Annotated in this window: 15 protein-coding genes; 11 read left to right on the forward strand and 4 right to left on the reverse strand. The window is 63.5% G+C overall.

All coding sequences use genetic code 11. From position 1 onward, the window contains the following. Positions 1-15: 15 nt before the first annotated feature. Both rssB and rssC read left to right on the forward strand, forming a co-directional pair. On the forward strand, positions 16-1,200 hold the full coding sequence (gene rssB / locus ABRP30_RS08495) for a two-component system response regulator RssB (protein WP_241803404.1): 1,185 nt from the start codon (positions 16-18) through the stop codon (positions 1,198-1,200). Next, on the forward strand, positions 1,197-1,679 hold the full coding sequence (gene rssC, locus ABRP30_RS08500) for an anti-sigma factor antagonist RssC (protein ID WP_039602918.1): 483 nt from the start codon (positions 1,197-1,199) through the stop codon (positions 1,677-1,679). Before rssB ends, rssC begins: the two co-directional genes overlap by 4 nt. Positions 1,680-1,731: 52 nt before the next feature. Here the strand turns inward: rssC and ABRP30_RS08505 are convergent, their stop codons facing one another. The 3 genes from ABRP30_RS08505 to dusA form a co-directional block, all read right to left on the reverse strand. Next, entirely contained in the window at positions 1,732-3,591 is a 1,860-nt protein-coding gene (locus ABRP30_RS08505; protein ID WP_349974568.1) for an alkaline phosphatase D family protein, read from the reverse strand. 143 nt (positions 3,592-3,734) lie between these two features. Beyond that, complete coding sequence (gene tal, locus ABRP30_RS08510) at positions 3,735-4,661, reverse strand: transaldolase (RefSeq protein WP_241803187.1); 927 nt, start codon at positions 4,659-4,661, stop codon at positions 3,735-3,737. 195 nt (positions 4,662-4,856) lie between these two features. Beyond that, positions 4,857-5,864, reverse strand: coding sequence for a tRNA dihydrouridine(20/20a) synthase DusA (dusA, locus tag ABRP30_RS08515; RefSeq protein WP_267822321.1), 1,008 nt, complete (start codon positions 5,862-5,864; stop codon positions 4,857-4,859). Between the two features lie 571 nt (positions 5,865-6,435). Between dusA and ABRP30_RS08520 the strand changes: the two genes are divergently transcribed. The 9 genes from ABRP30_RS08520 to ABRP30_RS08560 all read left to right on the forward strand — a co-directional run bounded on the left by ABRP30_RS08520 (position 6,436) and on the right by ABRP30_RS08560 (position 16,680). Further along, a complete protein-coding gene (locus ABRP30_RS08520; RefSeq protein ID WP_349974567.1) occupies positions 6,436-7,035 on the forward strand; it encodes a DUF2491 family protein in 600 nt (199 codons plus the stop codon). A 13-nt stretch (positions 7,036-7,048) separates the two neighbouring features. Next, positions 7,049-7,474, forward strand: a complete 426-nt coding sequence (locus tag ABRP30_RS08525; protein ID WP_267822325.1) for a DUF350 domain-containing protein — start codon at positions 7,049-7,051, stop codon at positions 7,472-7,474. A 26-nt stretch (positions 7,475-7,500) separates the two neighbouring features. Beyond that, on the forward strand, positions 7,501-8,190 hold the full coding sequence (locus ABRP30_RS08530; RefSeq protein WP_267822327.1) for a DUF1190 domain-containing protein: 690 nt from the start codon (positions 7,501-7,503) through the stop codon (positions 8,188-8,190). 2 nt (positions 8,191-8,192) lie between these two features. After that, entirely contained in the window at positions 8,193-9,350 is a 1,158-nt protein-coding gene (locus ABRP30_RS08535) for a glutathionylspermidine synthase family protein (protein ID WP_349974566.1), read from the forward strand. A gap of 237 nt (positions 9,351-9,587) precedes the next feature. Further along, complete coding sequence (locus ABRP30_RS08540; RefSeq protein WP_349974565.1) at positions 9,588-10,070, forward strand: formate dehydrogenase subunit gamma; 483 nt, start codon at positions 9,588-9,590, stop codon at positions 10,068-10,070. Beyond that, positions 10,064-11,623, forward strand: coding sequence for an NADH-ubiquinone oxidoreductase-F iron-sulfur binding region domain-containing protein (locus tag ABRP30_RS08545; RefSeq protein ID WP_349974564.1), 1,560 nt, complete (start codon positions 10,064-10,066; stop codon positions 11,621-11,623). The genes ABRP30_RS08540 and ABRP30_RS08545 overlap by 7 nt, the downstream gene beginning before the upstream one ends. Further along, positions 11,620-14,499, forward strand: a complete 2,880-nt coding sequence (fdhF, locus tag ABRP30_RS08550; RefSeq protein WP_349974563.1) for a formate dehydrogenase subunit alpha — start codon at positions 11,620-11,622, stop codon at positions 14,497-14,499. The genes ABRP30_RS08545 and fdhF overlap by 4 nt, the downstream gene beginning before the upstream one ends. Continuing rightward, positions 14,496-14,699, forward strand: coding sequence for a formate dehydrogenase subunit delta (locus ABRP30_RS08555; protein WP_349974562.1), 204 nt, complete (start codon positions 14,496-14,498; stop codon positions 14,697-14,699). Before fdhF ends, ABRP30_RS08555 begins: the two co-directional genes overlap by 4 nt. A gap of 163 nt (positions 14,700-14,862) precedes the next feature. After that, a complete protein-coding gene (locus tag ABRP30_RS08560; protein WP_349974561.1) occupies positions 14,863-16,680 on the forward strand; it encodes an ABC transporter ATP-binding protein/permease in 1,818 nt (605 codons plus the stop codon). A 16-nt stretch (positions 16,681-16,696) separates the two neighbouring features. Here ABRP30_RS08560 and ABRP30_RS08565 read toward each other — a convergent pair whose 3' ends face one another. Next, the gene (locus ABRP30_RS08565) at positions 16,697-17,386 is read right to left on the reverse strand and encodes an SOS response-associated peptidase family protein (protein WP_349974560.1); all 690 of its coding nucleotides are present in this window, start codon (positions 17,384-17,386) and stop codon (positions 16,697-16,699) included. Positions 17,387-17,494 lie beyond the last annotated feature (108 nt).

Raw genomic sequence — 17,494 nt, forward strand, 5'->3', positions numbered from 1 at the left:
GCGCCGTTCGCCCACATGCAGAAAATCAGTGCAACGCTGCTGATCATCGATGATGACGACGTGGTCCGTGCGAGCCTCGCCGCCTATCTGGAAGACAGTGGCTTCAGCGTCCTCCAGGCCGGTAATGGCCAGCAGGGGCTCCAGGTCTTTGAAGAACACCAGCCCGACCTCGTGATCTGCGATCTGCGCATGCCGCAGATGGGCGGCCTTGAGCTGATCCGCCAGGTCAGTGAGCGGGCGCCGCAGTTGCCGGTGATCGTGGTATCGGGTGCTGGCGTGATGAGCGACGCAGTCGAGGCCTTGCGCCTGGGCGCTGCCGATTACCTGATCAAGCCGCTGGAAGACCTTGCCGTGCTCGAGCATTCGGTGCGCCGTGCGCTGGATCGTTCGCGTCTGGTAGTGGAAAACCAGCGTTACCGCGACAAGCTCGAGGCAGCCAACCGGGAACTGGAGGCCAGCCTGCACCTGTTGCAGGAGGACCAGACTGCCGGTCGTCAGGTGCAGATGAACATGCTGCCAGAGAGCCCCTGGGTTGCCGGGGAGTTCGCCTTCGAGCACCAGATCATCCCGTCGCTGTACCTGTCTGGCGACTTCGCCGACTATTTCCGCGTGGATGAACGGCGTATTGCCTTCTACCTTGCCGATGTCTCCGGGCATGGCGCGTCGTCGGCGTTCGTCACCGTGCTGCTGAAGTTCATGACCACCCGGCTGATGTTCGAATTCAAGCGCAGCAGCAAGCTGCGTGAATTCAAGCCTTCGCAAGTGCTAAGCCACATCAACCGTGGCCTGATCAACTGCAAGCTGGGCAAGCACGTGACCATGGTGGGTGGTGTGATCGATGAAGAAACCGGCCTGCTGACCTATGCTGTGGGCGGCCACTTGCCGCTGCCGGTGCTGTATACCCCAGGCCAGGCCCGCTACCTGGAAGGCCGTGGCCTGCCGGTGGGCCTGTTCGATGAGGCCACCTACCAGGACCTGGTGATGGAACTGCCACCGCAGTTCAGCCTGACACTGATGTCAGACGGCATCCTGGACCTTTTGCCAGGGGACACGCTCAAAGATAAAGAAGCCGCCTTGCCGGAGATCGTCAAGGCAGCGGGTGGTAGCCTGGATGGGCTGCGCCAACGATTTGGATTGGCTACGCTTGGGGAGATGCCGGATGATATCGCCCTATTGGTGTTAAGCAGGAACCTTCAATGAGTACCGGTAGAATCCAGTTCGCCGAGCAAAGCGGTACCTTCGTGCTGAAATTCGTCGGTGAAGTGCGCCTGACCTTGTGTTCGGCACTGGATGCGACGATCGAGAAAATCTTCACCGCGCTGAATTTCTCGGCCATCGTCATCGACCTCACCGAAACCGAGAGCATCGACAGCACCACCCTGGGGCTGCTGGCCAAGCTGTCGATCCTGTCGCGGCAGAAGGTCGGCCTGCTGCCGACCGTGGTCACCACCAACCCGGATATTTCGCGCCTGCTGCAATCGATGGGCTTCGATCAGGTGTTCAACATTGTCGATCGCCCGGTGCCTTGCCCGGAATGCCTGACCGACCTCCCATCCCAGGACCAGAACGAAGAGGTGGTGCGCTCCAAGGTGCTGGAGGCGCACAAGATTCTGATGGGCCTGAATGACTCCAACCGTGAAGCCTTCCATGACTTGGTGAATGCGCTGGAGCGCTCCTGACCTGGCGGCTGCCTGGGCCCTTGGCGGGTAACCCGCCAAAGGGCCGCATCAGCTAGTCCGGCCGCGCAAACTCCGTAGCCTCACCCCCCTTGGCATCCAGCTGAAACACCCGTGCCGGGCGTCCCTGCTCATCGAAGAACACCTGCCCCAGCCCCGCCCCATTCCACAGGCGCTCCCCAGCCTTGCTCTGGCTGGGCGTGCGCGGCACCACCTCCATCTCGCGCCGCCGGGTAAACCAGTTCAGCGGCGAGCGCGGCGAGTAAAGCCAGCGGTTGAGCCGGTCCAGCACGTCCAGCAAGCGGCGGGGGAATTCATTCTTGATCCCGCTGCTGGTGACCTGCCACAAGTGCGGGCTGCGCTGGCGTTGGCGAATCAGCACCTCGTACACGAACGAATAATGCACGTCCCCTGACAGGATCACGTAGTGCCCCGGTGTGCGCGAGTGGCGGAAGATATTCAGGATCACCTGGGCGGCACCGCGGTGGGCCATCCAGTTCTCGGCATCTACCAGCAGCGGGTGGCCCAGCCAGCTGAACACTTTCTGCACCGTCTCGATCAGCTTTACCCCGAAGATCGGCGCCGGTGACACGATGATCGCCGAAGGGTGGTCGAGCAACGCTTGCTGCAGTTCGCACAACGCCTCCCAGTCCAGTAAGCCGGAAGGCTTGGCCAGGTCGCTTTCGCTGCGCCAGCGCCGGGTGCGGGTGTCCAGCACCAGCAGGGGCGGGTTGCTCGGCAGGCTGAACTGCCAGCCCTGAAAACGCAGCAGTTCACCGATCAGGTCGTCGTGTTGCTGGCTGTCCAGTTGTGGGCTGGCCAGCGCCTGGCACTGCCCGACCATCGCCTTGCAGCCTTGCGGGTCGTTGCCCCAGGCCTGGCACAGCAGGTAGCCGAGCAGGGCATTGCCGATGATGCGTCGCGAGAATGGGTGGCCGTAGGCTGTTTCTTCCCACTGCGCCGATAAGTTCCAGTCATCGGTGATGTCGTGATCGTCGAAGATCATCAGGCAAGGTAAGTGCGCCATCACCCGCGCCACCTGGCCCAGGTTGTCGGCGAACGCCTGGATCAGCGGCAGTTCCTTGCGGTAGCGCGCCTGGTGCGGGTCGGCAAGGCCCGCAGGCATGTCGAGCGCTACCAGTTGCCAAGGGGTGGGTGACCAGACCAGCAGGTACATGGCCATGACTTCGGCGAACGTCACCAGATGGTTGTCGGCATTGCTTGAGGAGAAGATGGGTTTGCGCTTGCCGCCGAAGAATCGCTCGCGCAGGGTTTCGTTACGTTCCTGGGCCGGCAGCAGGTCGGCACGATGGTAATAGCTGGCCGGGTGGTCATACAGCGACTTGCTGTCGGCCACGACTGCGCCGTCCAGGTGTTCATCGAACAGGCCTAGGCGCTCGATCAGCGCATGAATGGCCCGTAGCATCGGCCCTGCTACATCATCGGCGTAGACTTGGTCCCCGGTCATCAACAGCACGGCCGGGCGCTCTTCGGGGCGCGTACAGGCCTGTAGCAGCCTGTCTGCGCAGAGCAGGCCATCGGCAGCGGGGTGGTGCGGTTTGCGGCAAGAACCGTGCAGCAGCTGATCCAAGCGGTCGCGCAGCACCAGGCTTGGCCGCTGGCGGCCTGGGTAGAGCAGGTGCGGCGCCCAGTCAGCGATACCTTGGCCGTCGATCAGCAGGTCGTATTCGAGTTCGACGTTGCAGGGCAGCGGTTGGGCAAAGTCGATGTCCAGCAGGTGGATGAAGGCGTGCTCACCGATCGGTACGACCTGGCAATCCACCTTGGCCGCGCCGTCCAAGCTGAACGCGAGCTGCAAGGGTTGGCTGCCGACCAGCCAGATGGCCAGGCGCTGAGGCTCCAGGCGGCGCAGTACAGGGCCGGCGAGAACAAGGGGCAAAGGGGAGGAAGTCATGGACAGCTCTGGTGGCTAATCGGCCGGGTCACGGCGAACCGTCGCGAACAGGCCTTTGAATTCAGAACGCTTGTTGCAAGGCTAAAGCAAAGCGGGCGGAAAATGCTGAACATTCACCGCCCGCCTGGCAAACCTAAAATGTATCAGGCTTTGTCAGCCATCAGCTTTTCCAGCTTCTCCTGGTCACGGGCGAACTGGCGAATGCCCTCCGCCAGTTTCTCGGTACCCATGGCGTCTTCGTTCATCGCCCAGCGGAACTGGCTTTCGCTGAGCACCTGCTTGGCCTCGCCGGCATTGCCCGGCTTGAGCACCTGCGGCAGCTCGCCCTGGTCATCGCTCAGTTGCTGCAGCAGCTCCGGGCTGATGGTCAGGCGATCGCAGCCAGCCAGTTGCTCGATCTGGCCGATGTTGCGGAAGCTGGCGCCCATGACCACGGTGTCGTAGCCGTTGGCCTTGTAGTAGTTGTAGATGCGCGTGACCGACTGGACGCCCGGGTCATCGGCGCCCACGTATTCCTGGCCGGTGCTCTTCTTGTACCAGTCATAGATACGGCCCACGAACGGGGAAATCAGGAACACCCCGGCATCGGCGCAAGCCTGTGCCTGGGCGAAGGAGAACAGCAGGGTCAGGTTGGTCTGGATGCCTTCCTTCTCCAGCTGCTCGGCGGCGCGGATGCCTTCCCAGGTGGAGGCCAGCTTGATCAGTACGCGGTCTTTGGAGATGCCGGCGGCCTGGTAAAGCTCGATCAGTTGGCGGGCCTTGCTCAGCAGTGCCGGTTCGTCGAACGACAGGCGTGCATCCACTTCGGTGGAGATGCGCCCAGGGATCACTTTCAGAATGCCCGCGCCCACCGCCACGGCGAACTTGTCGCACGCCAGGTCGACATTGCCCTTGGCATCGCTTTTGACCTGCTTGAGCAGGTCGGCATAGCCCGGGATGGCGGCAGCCTTGAGCAGCAACGACGGGTTGGTGGTGGCATCGACCGGCTTGAGGCGGGTGATGGCGTCCAGGTCCCCGGTGTCGGCGACCACGGTGGTGAACTGCTTGAGTTGTTCCAGCTTGGAAGTCATGGCGTGCTCTGTCCTGTGCGATGTCTCGACATTACCCGAGCCCCGACGGCCGCTCAAGGGGCCAGCGGGGCGGTGGCGAATTGTCTGGGGTGATGATTTGAGTCACCCGCCAGCACGAGGTTCCCCACCACCTTGAAAGCTTCACCCGCGATCTGTGGTAGCCGGCTTGCCGGCGATGGGGCCCGCCAGCCCCCCTTACCGCCCCTGCAGCAACTCCGCCGCTTGGTCGAACACCGCCAGCGGCTCCGGCGCCTTGTGAATATCCGCCGACAGCAACTGCCGGAACCGCCGCGCCCCTTTGAAGCCCTGGCCCAACCCCAGAATATGCCGGGTGACGTGATGCATCGCACCGCCACTTTCCATATGCGCCACGATATAGGGCCGCAACTGCGCCATTGCCTCGCTACGGCTGACCACCGGCGCAGCACTGCCAAACAGCAGCTGATCCACTTCAGCCAGCACATACGAGTTGTGGTACGCCTCGCGCCCCATCATCACCCCATCGAACGTCTCCAGGTGCATCTGGCACTCGGCCAAGGTCTTGATGCCACCGTTGAGCACGATCTCAAGGTCCGGAAAGTCCGCTTTCAGCTGCGCAGCCACGTCGTAGCGCAGCGGCGGGATCTCACGGTTCTCCTTGGGCGAAAGCCCTTCGAGAATCGCGATGCGCGCATGCACGGTGAAACTGCGACACCCGGCGTCCCGTACCTGCCCGACGAAGTCGCACAGTTCTGCATAGCTGTCACGGCCATTGATACCAATGCGGTGCTTCACCGTCACCGGCGTCGACACCGCATCACGCATGGCCTTGACGCAATCGGCCACCAGCGCCGGGTGGGCCATGAGGCAAGCGCCGATCATGTTGTTCTGCACCCGATCGCTGGGGCAGCCGACGTTGAGGTTCACCTCGTCATAGCCCGCTTGTTCGGCCAGGCGCGCGCAGGCCGCCAAGTCGGCCGGCACACTGCCGCCCAGCTGCAGGGCAAGCGGATGTTCGGACACATCGTGGCGCAGGAAACGGTGCGCGTCGTTGTGCAGCAGGGCACCGGTGGTGACCATTTCGGTGTAGAGCAAGGTGTGCCGGGATAGCAGGCGCAGGAAGAACCGGCAGTGGCGGTCGGTCCAGTCCATCATCGGCGCAACGCTGAAGCGGCGTGACGGCTCAGGGCGCGAGTTTTGTGGGGTTGCAGTATCTAGGAGCATTCAGGTCTACGCATTTGGGTACCAACTTATTCGGGCTTTTGCTGTGAATCAGCCTCATTCACCTGGGTAACACCGAAAAAATGGCAAGGAATACAAGCAAGTAACAAGGCGGATGTGGCGGTGAGCTACCCCGTCAATACCAGCCTCATAAAAAGGATGTCCTAGTTTACCAAGAGCGCTGGATGTTCGCCTGTTCATAGGCAAGTGAGGGCCGCGGAAAACGTGAGTGAACGATGTGAAAGGTCTCTGCCCATCTTCCCGCAGTATGGTTTTTAACGGTTTCCTACAGATACGGGATGCTGGCTTGTAGTCCGTTTCTGAATCACCCTTTCAGCACCCTTGAGCCATTGCAATGGAAATCCGAGCTCCCTAGTCTCGCTGGGCCGCTGCAAAAACTGTGGCCGGGCCTGCAAGCCCGAACTTGGATTTGGCCGCTACCCAGCGATGAGGCCAGTAGGCCCCACGCATCACGAGCGTCAAACCTCCACGCAGGGTCAGCCTTGGTCTTGGCAATGAAACCCGGTAATGTGCCGCCCTCAGCAAGGATAGCCGCGACCCCAGGGAGCTTTCTATGTCGCTTTTACACCAGGCCAGCCTGCCATTTGGCCTGCGCAGTGGCAGCACCTTCACGCCTGCCCCTTCACTGAAACCGTTGCTGGACGGCATCTCAGCGCTTCAGGTACCTGGCCCGGAAACAGTCTGGGCCGTTGGCGAGGTCGACCTCGGCCAATCGGTGCGCCTGGTGCGTTTTTACCTGGACAATCAAGACTACTGGTTACAGGTGCTGATGAACGGGGCCGAACCGGGCGATATCGTGCTGTTCGGCTACCACAGCGCAGTCGCCGTCAATGACCAGGAGCACCTGCAAAGCCTGACCGGTAGCGCACCGAAGGCCGGCATGCCGATCTTCGAACACGAAGGTAATTTGTATTCCCGGCAATGGGGTCGCGAAGCGGGGCTCGCCGAATGGGTTGCGCTGTGCGAGGCGGTTACCAGCCCCGAAGCACGGTACCGCATCCAGCACCTGTGCATGCTCTATGCCCGAGACACCGGTTTGCCGTACCGGCGCGAATTTCTGCTGCTGTCGGTCGAAGAAGATGAGTACGGTGCGCTCACCTACACCACCTCGCTGGGTGTGACCCTATTCCCCACGGACTTTCACGTAACCTGACAAGGATTTCCCCATGCTCGACGCTTTGCGCCTGTCCCTCAACGCCTCGGCGGTGACGGGCTTCATCCTCTATATCAGTGTGGCCCTGCTGATGTTCTGGCTGTTCCAGTTCATCTACACCCGCCTCACGCCGCACCGCGAGTTCGCCCTGATCCGCCAGAACAACCCTGCAGCCGCTATTGCTCTAGGTGGTTCGCTGATCGGTTTTTCGCTGCCGGCCAGCAACATCATCGCCTACAGCGTCAGCATTCTCGACTTCGTCGCCTGGGTGGTGATCGCAGCGGTGGTGCAGTTGATCGCCTTCGGCCTGACCAGCCTGGTGCTGCGTGGCCTGTCCCAGCGCATCGCCCAGGGCGAGCTGGCAGCTGCCATCTACGCCGCAAGCGTGGCCATCAGCGTCGGCTTTCTGAACTCGGCCTGCATGACGCCTTCGGCCTGAGCAGGAGGGTGCCAATGAAATCGCCGATGAAACGCAGTTCCTTCAAGCTGGTACTGGCCGGTTCGTTACCACTGGCGCTGACGGCCTGTGGTCCGCAGGAAGAATTGTATACGGTCAGCCAAAAGACCAATTACGACACCGTTGCTGCCTGCGTAAATGACTATATGCCGATCGCTGTCTGCACCGATGCCTACCAGCAGGCGCACAGCGACTATCTTCGCCAGGCGCCAACGTTCGCGTTCCAGAGCGCGTGTGAGGCGCAGTTCGGTGCAGACAATTGCCTGACCACCGTCGATGGGCGCTACATGCCCCGCATGAACGGGTTCGAGCTGGAAAGTGCCGTTGAGGTGACCCAGTCACAACTGGATGCTGGCTACGCTCAGGGTGGGGGCTATGGGCATATTGCCAGCGCCGCGGTGGCCGGGATGCTGCTCGGGCAGGCCCGGAGCCGCGACCGCCGTTTCCGCGCACAGCCTGTGTACGCCAACGGCAGTGCAACGCGCCCTGGGCTGCATAATGGGGCCTTGGGTGAAATCCAGCGTGCCAGGGAGGATGAACAAAGCAGCAGCGCAGGTTCGTCCGGCGGTGGCGGCAGGTGGAGTCGCAAGGATCCTCACGCAGCCTCATCAGGGTCGATCACCCGGGGTGGCTTTGGCAGCCAGGCCACAGCCCGTAGCGGCTGGAGTGGCAAGTCCGGTAGCTTTTTCGGGGGGTGAGCATGCGCAAGGTAGAGCTGGCAGAGCGCCCCGACTGGCGCGCGACTGCCGAGCGTGAGGGTTTCGCCTTCCACACCATCGAAGGCCAGCGTTACTGGGACGAGAGCGGCTACTACCAATTCAGCGAAGCTCAGGTGGTTCGAGACCTGCAAGCGCCGACCGAAGCGCTGCACGCCCTGTGTCTGGAGGCGGTCGGGCGCATCGTCGACAGCGAAGCGCTCATGGCCCGCCTGGCCATTCCACCGGCCTTCTTCGACCTGGTGCGTAGGTCCTGGAAGCAGGCACAGCCGCACCTGTACGGGCGCTTTGACTTCAGTTACGACGGCAATGGCCCGGCGAAACTCATCGAAGCCAATTACGATACGCCAACCTCACTGTACGAGGCGGCCGCCTTCCAGCTGATCTGGCTGGAGGAGCAGATAGCGCGCGGGCTGTTGCCTGCGCACGCCAGCCAGTTCAATACCCTGGCCGAAGACCTGGTGCAGGCGTTTGCCGCGATGCCGGGGCAGGGGACGTTCTATTTCTCGACCATCTCAGGCTCGCTGGAGGACCGTGGCACCACTGATTTCCTGCGCAGGATGGCTGAGCATGCGGGTGTCCGCACACGGCATATCGACCTGGAAGACATCGGCCTGCACGACAATGGCCGGTTCGTCGACCTCCAAAGCCAGCCCATCCAGCGCCTGTTCAAGCTGCATGCGTGGGAGCATATCTTCCATGAGGATTTCGGCCAGGCGATTACCGGCTGCGACACGCAGTTTGTCGAGCCGCCCTGGAAGGCACTCATCTCCAACAAAGGCATCCTGCCGTTATTGTGGGAGTGGTTCGAAGGCCATCCGAACCTGCTGCCGGCCTTTGTCGACGACAATCCACAGGCCCCTGTGCCCAAAGGCTGGGTGCGCAAGCCGTACTTCTCCCGTGAGGGCGCCAACGTGGATATCCACACCGAGGATGGGCGGCGGGTCTTTGCAGACGGGCCCTATGACGATGCGCCCTATATTCTGCAGGCTTTTGCACCTTTGCCGAAGTTCGCTGACAGTTACACGCTGATTGGTTCGTGGGTGATCGGCGACAAGGCTTCAGGGCTTGGCATTCGTGAAGATGATTCGCTTATCACCAAGGACAGTTCACGCTTCTTGCCGCATGTGGTTTTGGGCTGACCGCCCCTCTGGTCGGTTTCAGGATGCGCTTGGTCGCTCGCGTGCATCCGTCCGGCGCCACAAGTGCCATGCTTGTGAAATGCCCTTGAGCCCAGTGCGCGCAGACGCACGGCCAGCGGCAAGGAGGCCACCGACAACCACGCGACCGTGACGTGGGGCGGTGTGCCGCAGCAGAACACGCCGGTCACCTGCCCACCACAACAATCTGGCGGGGGCCGTGATGCCGAGGTCCGCTGTATGCCTGATCAATTGCTTCACCTGCCCGTTATCCACGATATCCTGAGCCGCCACCAGGACACCCCTGGTGCACTCTTGCCGATCCTGCATGCCGTGCAGGAAAGCATCGGTTTCATCCCTGATGCCGCCGTCGCCGACATTGCCCATGCCCTCAACCTCAGCCTGGCCGAGGTGCGCGGGGTGATCAGCTTCTACCACGATTTCCGTACCGCGCCGCCGGCACGCCATACCCTGCGCTTGTGCCGAGCCGAATCATGCCAGAGCCGTGGCAGCGAGGCACTGGCCGCACAGCTGCGTGAACAGCTGGCACTGGACGACCATGGCACCAGCGCCGACGGCGCCATCAGCCTGCGCCCGGTGTACTGCCTGGGCGCGTGCGCCTGCTCGCCGGCCCTTGAACTCGATGGCCAGGTGCATGCGCGCCTGACCCCTGAGCGCCTGCGCGCGCTGGTCAACGGTTGCCTGGAGGAAACAGCATGCTGAAGCTGTTTATCCCCTGCGACTCGGTGGCCCGCGCCGTGGGTGCCGACCAGGTTGTCGAGGCGTTGCTGCGCGAGGCTGAGCAACGGCAGGTGGCGCTGGACATTCAGCGCACCAGTTCGCGTGGCCTGTATTGGCTCGAACCACTGGTAGAGTGCGAGCGCGCTGATGGGCGGCAGGGTTTCGGCCCGGTCACCCCTGAGGATGTGCCTACGCTGCTCGATGCATTGGCGGCCGACCCCGGCAGCCATTCGCTGGCGCTCGGGCCCGTGGAAGCGCTCCCTTACCTCAAGACCCAGCAACGTCTGCTGTTCGCCCGCGCCGGCATCACCCGGCCATTGTCGCTGGATGACTACCGCGCCCACGGCGGCTTTGCCGGCCTTGAGCAAGCCGTTGCGCTGGGCGGCGCCGACGTGGTGGCCGCCGTGCTCGATTCCGGCCTGCGCGGCCGTGGCGGTGCAGCGTTCCCGGCGGGTATCAAATGGCGCACCGTGCGTGACGCCGGGGCAGGGCAGAAGTACGTGGTGTGCAACGCCGACGAAGGCGACTCCGGTACCTTTGCCGACCGCATGCTGATGGAAGGTGACCCCTTCCTGCTGATCGAAGGCATGGTCATCGCCGGCCTCGCGGTGGGTGCCGACAAGGGCTATATCTACGTGCGCTCGGAATACCCCGACGCGATCCGCGTGCTCGATCAGGCCTTGGTCATCGCCCGCGACGCCGGTTATCTCGGTGCCGATGTGGCCGGTAGCGGTCAGGCCTTCGACCTGGAAGTACGGGTGGGTGCCGGTGCCTATATCTGCGGTGAGGAAACCGCGCTGCTCGAATCTATCGAGGGCAAGCGCGGCATCGTCCGCGCCAAGCCGCCACTACCGGCCCTGCAGGGCCTGTTCGGCCTGCCGACGCTGGTGCACAACGTGCTCACCCTGGCTTCGGTGCCCATCATTCTGGCCAAGGGTGCGGCGTTCTACCGCGATTTCGGTATGGGGCGTTCGCTTGGCACTATGCCGTTTCAGCTGGCCGGCAACATCCGCCATGGCGGCCTGGTAGAGCGCGCCTTCGGCCTGACCCTGCGGGACCTGGTGGAAGGCTACGGTGGTGGCACCGCCAGTGGCCGGCCGCTGAAGGCCGCCCAGGTCGGGGGGCCTTTGTGTGCCTGGGTGCCGCCCAGTCACTTTGACACCCCACTGGACTACGAGGCCTTCGCCGCCATGGGGGCGATGTTGGGCCACGGCGGCGTGGTGGTGGCCGACGACACCTTGAACATGGCCAGCATGGCGCGCTTTGCCCTGCAGTTCTGCGCCGAAGAGTCCTGCGGCAAGTGCACGCCCTGCCGCATCGGTTCTACCCGCGGGATGGATGTGGTCGACCGCCTGATTGCCAGCAGCGACCTCACCGAGCGCCATGACCAGGCGCTGCTGCTGCGCGACCTGTGCGACACCCTGCAGTACGGCTCGCTGTGCGCCATGGGCGGTATGACCGCCTACCCGGTGGCCAGCGCCCTCAAGTACTTCCCGGCCGATTTCGGGCTGACCACCACGGAGGCCGCGCAGTGATCAATTACTTCGACCCCGAGACCGATCTGGGTACCCCTGAACGCCACAGTGATGTGCAGATCAGCCTGAACATCGACGGGCGCAGTGTCAGCGTACCGGCGGGCACCTCAGTGATGCGCGCCGCAGCCCTGCTGGGTACCAGCATCCCCAAACTGTGTGCCACCGACAGCCTGGAGGCCTTCGGCTCCTGCCGCATGTGCATGGTCGAGATCGATGGCATGCGCGGGTACCCGGCGTCCTGCACCACGCCTGTCAGCGAAGGCATGGTGGTGCGCACCCAAACGCCACGCCTGGCCGACCTGCGCCGCAACGTCATGGAGCTGTACATTTCCGACCACCCGCTCGACTGCCTGACCTGCTCGGCCAACGGCAACTGCGAACTGCAGACGGTCGCCGGCCAAGTCGGCCTGCGGGAGGTGCGCTACGGCTATGACGGCGCCAACCACCTGGCCGAGCAGAAGGACGAGTCCAACCCGTACTTCGATTACGAGCCCAGCAAGTGCATCGTCTGCAGCCGCTGCGTGCGTGCCTGCGAGGATATCCAAGGCACCTTCGCCCTGACCATCACCGGGCGCGGCTTCGTGTCGCGGGTGGCGGCAGCCGGTGGTGACAACTTCCTCACCTCCGAATGCGTGTCGTGCGGTGCCTGCGTGCAAGCCTGCCCGACGGCCACACTGACCGAAAAAAGCCTGGTGCAGATCGGCCAGCCGGAACGCGCGGTGATCACCACCTGCGCTTACTGCGGCGTGGGCTGCTCGTTCCGTGCCGAAATGAAGGGTGACCAACTGGTCCGCATGGTCCCGGACAAGAACGGCGGCGCCAACCACGGCCACGCCTGCGTCAAGGGCCGCTTCGCCTGGGGTTATGCCACCCACCCTGACCGAATCAGCAAACCGATGATCCGCAAGCACCTGGATGACCCGTGGCAGGAAGTCAGCTGGGATGAGGCCGTCACCTACGCGGCCAGCGAGTTCCGCCGCATCCAGCTCAAGTACGGGCGCGATTCCATCGGTGGCATCACCTCCAGCCGTTGCACCAACGAAGAAGCCTACCTGGTGCAGAAACTGGTGCGCACGGCGTTTGGCAACAATAACGTCGACACCTGCGCGCGGGTGTGCCATTCGCCCACCGGCTACGGCCTCAAGCAGACCCTCGGTGAGTCGGCGGGCACCCAGAGTTTCGATTCGGTCATGCAGGCCGACGTGATCCTGGTGATCGGTGCCAACCCCACCGACGCCCACCCGGTGTTCGGCTCGCAGCTCAAGCGCCGCCTGCGCCAAGGCGCGCGACTGATCGTGATCGACCCGCGGCGCATCGACCTGGTGGATTCGCCCCACGCCCGTGCCGAGCTGCACCTGCAACTGCGCCCGGGCACCAACGTGGCCATGCTCAACGCCTTGGCCCATGTGATCGTTAGCGAGGGGCTGCTGGCCCAGCGCTTCATCGACGAGCGCTGCGAGAGTGAGGCCTTCGCCCGCTGGCGCGACTTCGTCAGCCTCCCGGAAAACGCCCCTGAAGTGCAGGGCCCCGTGTGCGGCGTGCCCGCCGAGCAGATCCGCGCCGCCGCCCGGCTGTATGCCACAGGCGGCAACGCAGCGATCTACTACGGCCTGGGCGTGACTGAACACAGCCAGGGCAGCACCGCGGTGATGGGCATCGCCAACCTGGCCATGGCCACCGGCAATATCGGCCGTGAAGGGGTGGGCGTAAACCCGCTGCGGGGGCAGAACAACGTGCAGGGCTCGTGCGACATGGGGTCGTTCCCCCATGAGCTGCCAGGCTACCGGCATATCTCCAACGAGGCCGTGCGTGCCGAGTTCGAGCAGGCCTGGGGCGTCACCCTGCAGCCCGACCCGGGCCTGCGCATCCCCAACATGTTCGAAGCGGCGCTGGACGGCAGCTTCAAGGCGCTGTACTGCCAGGGTGAGGACATCGCCCAGAGCGACCCCAACACCCAGCACGTCACGGCTGCGCTGCGGGCCATGGAGTGCGTGGTGGTGCAGGACATCTTCCTCAACGAGACGGCCAAGTTCGCCCACGTGTTCTTGCCGGGCAGCTCGTTCCTGGAAAAGGACGGCACCTTCACCAATGCCGAGCGCCGCATTTCGCGGGTTCGCAAAGTGATGCAGCCGCTGGCCGGCAAGGCGGACTGGGAGGCCACCGTGGCCTTGGCCAATGCCCTGGGCTACCCGATGAGCTACCGCCACCCGTCCGAGATCATGGACGAAATCGCCCGCCTGACGCCGTCCTTCCACCGCGTCAGCTACGCCGAGATCGACCGCCATGGCAGCCTGCAGTGGCCCTGCAACGAAGCCGCGCCCGACGGCACGCCGACCATGCACATCGATCAGTTCGTGCGGGGCAAGGGGCGCTTCATGCTCACCGGCTATGTGCCCACCGACGAGAAGGTCAACAGCCGCTACCCCCTGCTGCTGACCACTGGGCGCATTCTCAGCCAGTACAATGTCGGTGCCCAGACCCGGCGCACCGCCAACGTAGCCTGGCATGCTGCCGACTGCCTGGAACTGCACCCCACTGACGCCGAAAGCCGCGGCATCCATGACGGCGACTGGGTCGGCATCGGCAGCCGTGCAGGGCAGACGGTACTGCGCGCCAAAATCAGTGAGCGTGTGGCACCGGGGGTGGTGTACACCACCTTCCACTTCCCCGAGTCCGGCGCCAACGTGATCACCACCGACAACTCCGACTGGGCCACCAACTGCCCGGAATACAAGGTAACGGCGGTGGAGGTGGTCAAGGTGTTCCACCCGTCGCAGTGGCAAAAGCGCTACCAGGACTTCAGCGATGAACAGCGGCGCCTGCTCAAGGAGCGGCGCACGGCCGGCAAGCCTGAACAGGCCGAGGTGCGCCGATGAGCAGCGAAAAACTGGTCAAGATGGCCAACCAGATTGCCCATTACTTCGACAGCGAGCCTGATCATGCGTTGGCGGTGAAAGGGGTGCAGCAGCACTTGCAGAACTTCTGGACCCCAGCGATGCGCAGGCAGTTGGGGGAGTGGGCCCAGGCCCATGCCGGGGAGGGCTTGGACCCCAAGGTGATGGAAGCCTTGGCTTAGCGTTCGTCTGCGCTGCCCCGTCGCTAGCAAGCGCTTGCACCCCTGGGGCGCCGGCTTGCCGGTGATAGGGGCAGTGCCGACAACATGAAATGTCCGTCATGAATGCCTGACGACTGCCTGCGCAATGCTACGCTCGCGGAAACACTCGTCACGGGTACGCACCATGGACATGAACTGGCACCAGGCCCTGCAAGAGAGCCTGAGCTGGCTTGCAATCGCTTCACTCATCACCCTGATCGGCTTCACTGCCGCCGCTGCCTTGGCTGTGCGCTACACGCGCTGGGGCAGCCAGTTCTGGCAGCTTGCCGGGCCCTATTTCAGCTTCAGGCGCAGCTGGCGGCCGTTGCTGGTGTTTGCCGCACTGCTGGTGCTGACGCTGTTTTCGGTACGCATGAACGTACTGTTCTCGTTCTGGTACAACGGCTTCTACAGTGCCCTGCAGGCCCTCGACCGGACCGCCTTCTGGTACTTGCTGGGCGTGTTCGCGGTGTTGGCCACCCTTCACGTGCTTCGTTCACTGTTCACCTTCTACGTGACGGAGGCGTTCAGCATCCGCTGGCGGGTCTGGCTGACCGAGCGCCTGACCAATGACTGGCTGCACGGTGACGCCTATTACCGCGGCCAGTTTCTCGCCGAGCCTGTAGACAACCCCGACCAGCGCATCGAACTGGACGTCACCGCCTTCGTCACTAACTCGGTAACCTTGGCGCTAGGCGCGGTCAGCGCGCTGGTCTCGCTGGTGGCCTTCACCGCCATCCTCTGGGGCCTGTCGGCGCCGCTGGCGGTAGCGGGTGTGGAAATCCCCCGGGCCATGGTGTTCGCCGTCTATGTATACGTGCTGATCGCCACCTGGATTGCCTTTCGCCTCGGACAGCCGTTGATCCGCCTGAATTTTCTCAACGAAAAACTCACCGCCAACTTCCGTTATGCGCTGATGCGCGTGCGGGAAAACGCTGAGAACATCGCGTTCTACCAGGGTGCCCACGTGGAGCGGGGGACCTTGCTAGGTCGCTTCGGGGCATTGATCGTCAATGTCTGGGCACTGGTGTTCCGGAACCTGAAGTTCAGCGGTTTCAACCTGGGCGTCAGCCAGGTGGCAGTGGTGTTCCCGTTCATCCTCCAGGCACCGCGCTTCTTCAGTGGCGCGATCAAGCTGGGGGATGTCATGCAAACCTCCCAAGCGTTTGGCCAGGTGCAGGATGCGCTGTCGTTCTTCCGTGAGTCCTACGACACCTTTGCCCAGTACCGCGCCACGCTCGACCGTCTGACCGGTTTTCTCGATGCCAATCAGCAGGCCAGCACGTTGCCGCGGGTCAGCACCCAGCAGCAGGCGTATGCCCTGGATATCTCGGGGTTGCAGGTGATGCGCCCCGATGGCTACGCGCTGATCGCCGACCTCGACTTGCGCCTGCAGGCCGGCCAGGCGCTGCTGATCAAAGGCCCTTCGGGCAGTGGCAAAACCACCTTGCTGCGCGCCTTGGCCGGGCTTTGGCCGTACGCCGAGGGTGAGGTCAGGCGGCCCACCGCTACCGAGGCGCTGTTCCTCTCGCAGCGCCCGTACCTGCCCTTGGGCGACCTGCGGACCGCCATTGCCTACCCAACCGACAGCAAGCCTGAGGACGAAGTGCGCATGCAGCAGGCGCTGCGCCAGGTCAATCTGGCCCACCTGGCTGAGCGGCTGGCGGTCAGTTGCGACTGGTCGCATATCCTCTCGGTGGGTGAGCAGCAGCGGCTGGCGTTTGCGCGGGTGCTGTTCAACCGGCCGCAGGTGGTGTTCCTCGACGAATCCACCTCGGCGATGGATGAAGGCCTGGAACATGCGTTGTATTCGCTGCTGCGCAATGAGATGCCGCAGACCTTGCTGGTGAGTGTCGGCCACCGCAGCACGTTGGCCGGGTTCCATACCCACAGGCTGGAAGTGGACGGGCAGGGCGGTTGGTCGCTGCTGGAGCAGAAACCGGAGGTGGAATTGCAGGTCTAGGCGACCCGCATCGTGTTCAGGGCTGCATCACGATCAACTGCGGCCCTTCATCACGCTCATCCGACACGTCCTTGCCCACCGCAAACGATTCAAAGGCCTCCACCGGCAGGCACCGCTCCCGTGCCAGCCGCTCGGCCTCCTCGGCAGGCACTTGCAAGTCGATCCACGTCCATGCATCCGCCGGCGCCAGTACCAGTGGCCGGCGGTCGTGGCTATCGACCATTACCGCTTCACTCGCTGCGGTCACGATGACGAAGCCATCCCCTTCGTTCGGCTCCGATCCTGCACGTACCTGAGCCAGCGCAGCCATGAACATCGGTGCCTGGCTTTTCAGGCGGATGAAATAGGGCTGCTTGCGCTCGGGGTCGTGCGGGTCGCTCACCCATTCATACCAGCCGTCGGCCATGACCAGTGCCCGCCCTTGAGGCCAGAACGCCTTGAGAAACGTGCCGGTGGGCACGGCTTCAACCGGTGCGGTGATTGGTGCAGCTTGCGAGCCCTTGGCCCAGAACGGTGCCCAACCCCAATGGCAGGGGTCGATACGCAGGCCATTGCCCGGGTTGTACATAACCAGTACGCGGCTGCCAGGGGCCACGTTGTAACGGCCAATGGGCACGTTGTCGTAACCGCTTATCACCTCCTGCCCGGCCGCCAGTTCACGCAGGTAATCGGCCTGGCCCTGATACTGGGCGAAGCGTCCGCACATGGCATGTCCCCCCATTGGTCGAAATGGCGTGCACGCGACCGACGCAATCGGGGTCCCAACACCCCCATCCCGCGGGGGCGTTGTGCAACCTGCGTGCGCCGCACAGTC

The sequence above is a fragment of the Pseudomonas sp. WHRI 8519 genome (assembly GCF_040224055.2).
Lineage (GTDB): Bacteria > Pseudomonadota > Gammaproteobacteria > Pseudomonadales > Pseudomonadaceae > Aquipseudomonas > Aquipseudomonas putida_X.

What these genes read in the sequence shown, in the direction of transcription:
- rssB (WP_241803404.1), top strand. Translation starts at nt 16, where the DNA reads ATGCAGAAAATCAGTGCAACGCTGCTGATCATCGATGATGACGACGTG.
- rssC (WP_039602918.1), top strand. Translation starts at nt 1,197, where the DNA reads ATGAGTACCGGTAGAATCCAGTTCGCCGAGCAAAGCGGTACCTTCGTG.
- ABRP30_RS08505 (WP_349974568.1), bottom strand. Translation starts at nt 3,591, where the DNA reads ATGACTTCCTCCCCTTTGCCCCTTGTTCTCGCCGGCCCTGTACTGCGC.
- tal (WP_241803187.1), bottom strand. Translation starts at nt 4,661, where the DNA reads ATGACTTCCAAGCTGGAACAACTCAAGCAGTTCACCACCGTGGTCGCC.
- dusA (WP_267822321.1), bottom strand. Translation starts at nt 5,864, where the DNA reads ATGCTCCTAGATACTGCAACCCCACAAAACTCGCGCCCTGAGCCGTCA.
- ABRP30_RS08520 (WP_349974567.1), top strand. Translation starts at nt 6,436, where the DNA reads ATGTCGCTTTTACACCAGGCCAGCCTGCCATTTGGCCTGCGCAGTGGC.
- ABRP30_RS08525 (WP_267822325.1), top strand. Translation starts at nt 7,049, where the DNA reads ATGCTCGACGCTTTGCGCCTGTCCCTCAACGCCTCGGCGGTGACGGGC.
- ABRP30_RS08530 (WP_267822327.1), top strand. Translation starts at nt 7,501, where the DNA reads ATGAAACGCAGTTCCTTCAAGCTGGTACTGGCCGGTTCGTTACCACTG.
- ABRP30_RS08535 (WP_349974566.1), top strand. Translation starts at nt 8,193, where the DNA reads ATGCGCAAGGTAGAGCTGGCAGAGCGCCCCGACTGGCGCGCGACTGCC.
- ABRP30_RS08540 (WP_349974565.1), top strand. Translation starts at nt 9,588, where the DNA reads ATGCCTGATCAATTGCTTCACCTGCCCGTTATCCACGATATCCTGAGC.
- ABRP30_RS08545 (WP_349974564.1), top strand. Translation starts at nt 10,064, where the DNA reads ATGCTGAAGCTGTTTATCCCCTGCGACTCGGTGGCCCGCGCCGTGGGT.
- ABRP30_RS08555 (WP_349974562.1), top strand. Translation starts at nt 14,496, where the DNA reads ATGAGCAGCGAAAAACTGGTCAAGATGGCCAACCAGATTGCCCATTAC.
- ABRP30_RS08560 (WP_349974561.1), top strand. Translation starts at nt 14,863, where the DNA reads ATGGACATGAACTGGCACCAGGCCCTGCAAGAGAGCCTGAGCTGGCTT.
- ABRP30_RS08565 (WP_349974560.1), bottom strand. Translation starts at nt 17,386, where the DNA reads ATGTGCGGACGCTTCGCCCAGTATCAGGGCCAGGCCGATTACCTGCGT.